The sequence below is a fragment of the Streptococcus sp. 3874 genome (genome assembly GCF_013276425.1).
Taxonomy (GTDB): Bacteria; Bacillota; Bacilli; order Lactobacillales; family Streptococcaceae; genus Streptococcus; species Streptococcus pseudopneumoniae.
Window position 1 is genome coordinate 1 of record NZ_VMLA01000129.1, and the last position, 3,478, is coordinate 3,478.

Genomic DNA, 3,478 nt, shown 5'->3' on the forward strand with positions numbered 1-3,478 from the left:
CACTCAAATAATACCATTGGTTACCATCTCTGACCCAACCAGTTGCCATTGAGCCGTTAGCATTGAGATAGTACCACACACCACTGGATTCAACCCAGCCAGTAGACATTGCTCCACTCTCACTCAAATAATACCATTGATTACCATCTCTGACCCAACCAGTTGCCATCGCACCAGTAGAACTCAAGTAGTACCATTTATCCGCTTCCTGATGCCAGCCTTTCACCACTTCACCAGCAGATGTATAAAAATACCACGCACCATTTTCTTGCTTCCAACCAGTCGTTATTGGAACTTTAGTCTCAGTTTTAATAACATCTCCTACATAAGATTGGAGGTAACGAGGAGCAAAAGAAGTAAGAGGAGAGTTTGCTACCATTCTATCTGAAGACCCCAAAGATAATTTATCCTTCTCTGACTTCCTTTCTGTCATCTCCTCAGATACATTTTCTCTTACTGTATTCATGGTCTCGACAGGATTTTCTTTCGCATCTTCAGGAATTCTACTGCCAGCTAGTGTAACTGGTAAATCATGCATACTGTCAATTCTACCGGCCAGTAGACCTGTAATTTCTTGACCTGCATCTTCTTTATTAAAGGTGAAAAGTAGAGTTTTTTGATCTGCTTGGGTCAAGAAGGTAGCTTTGTGTCCATTCGCTAAAGTCAAAGTCGGAATAGAATTTACTAGTACCTCAGAATCAAATTGCATAGCTAAGATACCTTGTTCTGCATCCTCTTCTTCTGTTTCCAATTTACGAACGTCCCTGATAGTTACACTCGTTGGATATACCGGATCTTTTGTTAAAAAGTCCCAATTAAATTTTCTAAATGATAGGGTATAGTCATTTTGTCCTTTTTCAGTGTGTTCATACAAGATACCATACTCCCCATTTCCTAATTCTTGGAGCGAATTATAGGCAAACTCTCCTTTTTGAATTGGTCTATGATGTAACCAAGTCAAGTCTCCGTTGTCCTCTACACGAGCCAAATGAGCCATTCCATTCGTCCGTTTAGGTCCTCCTGAATTGGTTAAAATGATGTATTCTTTTCCTTCGTGCATGGTGTGAATAGCAGCCATTTGGACATAAACATCTTTAACCTGATTGTATCTCTTGATTTCCTTGTCCCAAGTTTGCCCACCATCTTTACTTGTGGCAACCTGTAAATCACCCGTTAATCCTCTCATAAAGAGTTTCACATCACCATTATTTAACTGTACAGCAACTGACTCTGTATTTTGGGCAGGACTATTATTCATAGTTGAGGAATGAATTTTCCTTCCGCCTACTGTCCTATCATCATTGACAGCAGCTCCAGCCTGCCATGTTTCTCCATGATCATCTGAATAAATCAAACGAGAAGACTGGGATCCGCTTAGATGGGAGATAGCATTGGTGGTATAAGTAGGAACTAAGATACGACCCTTGTGCTCTCCTGTTCTAAGCACAATTCCTGTACCTGGACCTGTTCCTAAAAATTTCATCCAATCTTGGCGAATTGATGGTGTAATATCTCTTGGTTGCGACCATGTTTTCCCATCATCATCACTATAAGAAAGCCACAAATAGCTCGTATAGGCTACACGAAATGGATTTTTAGCAGATGGAGCAAAGTAGATATTCCCAAGAAGCTCTTCTCCTTTATAGAGGTCACCCTTATCTCTGTAGGCTTCTTCTTTTGGATCCACTACAACGCGATAATCTGTTTTTTGATTATTTGCATCATATACTTCTCCGTTTTCTCGGACAGTATATGCTTGATTTTCCCCTTGTTTATATAGTAATTGATAGTGCTTATCTCCAACTTGTTGATAAGCTTTTTGAGGTTTGTTTGGCATTCCAAAGACAGCTCGACCTTCTGGAAACATATCGTAGATTGAAAAAATTCTCTTTGTGGTAGGATCTTGAACCAAGACCATATCGATATTAAGTGGAGATGGTGCCTGCGGATCTTTTGCTTCTGGATTGTCTCGCAAGTTGGTCAAGGTTAAGGTTGACTGCCAAGTAGTTCCCCCATCCTCACTTCTCCTAACGACCATAGCAATATCTCCCCAATCAGAATGGTGGAGACGACGCTGATCTGCCCCTGCCAGTAATGTTCCTTTATCCGTACGTAGCAAAGCTGGAATCCGATAACTCTTAATTCCTTCACTATTTGGCTTACCATTGACACCGCTCATAAACAACTCTTGCTTCTCTGTCAAGACTGCCCCTTCAGGAAGTGACGGCTCAATATCTGTCACATCAAATAACTGGCTACGTTTTTTGACTTCCTCTGGAGTTAGAGCACGATTGTATACAGTCAGATTACGAATAGAGAGATTTGAGCCCCACTTCAGTTCTCCTGCTCTATTAGTTGCACCTAACTGAAGTTTATCCACATCTGGCATGTCTGCCAGGAATTTCCCTGACTTTTTATTCGTACGAGATAATACACCATTCACATAAAGACGAACCTGACCATTTGGACTATCCTTTCTTGGTCTTTCAACAGTAAAAGTAACCGAATTATACTTGCCTGGTCTAATCTTCAAAGGCGCATCTGTATAACTTCCATAAAATTGGCTACCATCAGCTCCACGTCCCTCTATCAAAGCTGTCCCATTATTGATTGCCATTGTAAAGTACTCATTTACTTTAGTTGTACTGGAAGCAGAAAAGAGATTGTAAAAACTAGGACCATCAGCAGCCGGTTTGAACTCCACATGAACAGTTGCATTTTGGAGTCCCTTTACTTTCTCTAATTCATCAGACAAGTCTACTCTTTTTCCATTTGAATCATTCGTCTCTAAGTCATCTTTTTCTATCACTGTTTCGACATTTTCCAAATCTCGTGCATAGTAATCTCTTGGAATTTTTTCTTCTTGCTTATCTTCCCTTTCTTGTTCTTGCTCATTGCCAGAAAGTTCAGTCTCTGAAACAGACTCTACATGCTCTGCAGGAAGAGTTATATTTTCTCCTTCCTCAGAAGGCTGGCTCTTTTCTGTATCAGTTAGGGTTGAGCTCCCCCCCGAAAGTTGAGTTTCATTTGCCAGAGGTTGCTCACTCGCCCCTTCTTGAGCTAAAACAGGAGACGTTCCAAACACCACTGCTCCCACAATCATAGAAACCGCTCCTACCGATAGTTTCCTAATGCTATAACGACACTTACGTTCTTGAACATTCCGATTCATACTGTTCCTCTCTATATCTATATCCCGATTTCTGAAATAAGACATTTACTCCAGAAAATGCACTTAGTTTGTCTTTTCTTAACTTTCTTTTACTACAGTTCATTTAAATGACAAAAATGAACTAAACAAACTATCTCAAATTGGTGCCAAATTTCCCCTCTCCTTTCTCCGATCAGACTCCTACCAATCTAGTTTATCTACCAGGACACCGCTGCAATTAAACTAAAATATCTCTTTATAAGCAAATGATGGACATCAGCTTATGCTATTTACACCATACTTCCTGCTCAATCCTTATCGAACACT

Annotated in this window: 1 protein-coding gene; it reads right to left on the reverse strand. The window is 40.4% G+C overall.

Annotation, left to right across the window (positions count from 1 at the left end; genetic code table 11):
- Positions 1 to 3,172, reverse strand: a 3,172-nt coding sequence (locus tag HT703_RS10650) for a sialidase domain-containing protein (protein WP_172930078.1), incomplete at its 3' end; no start/stop codon positions are given.
- Positions 3,173 to 3,478: the final 306 nt, after the last annotated feature.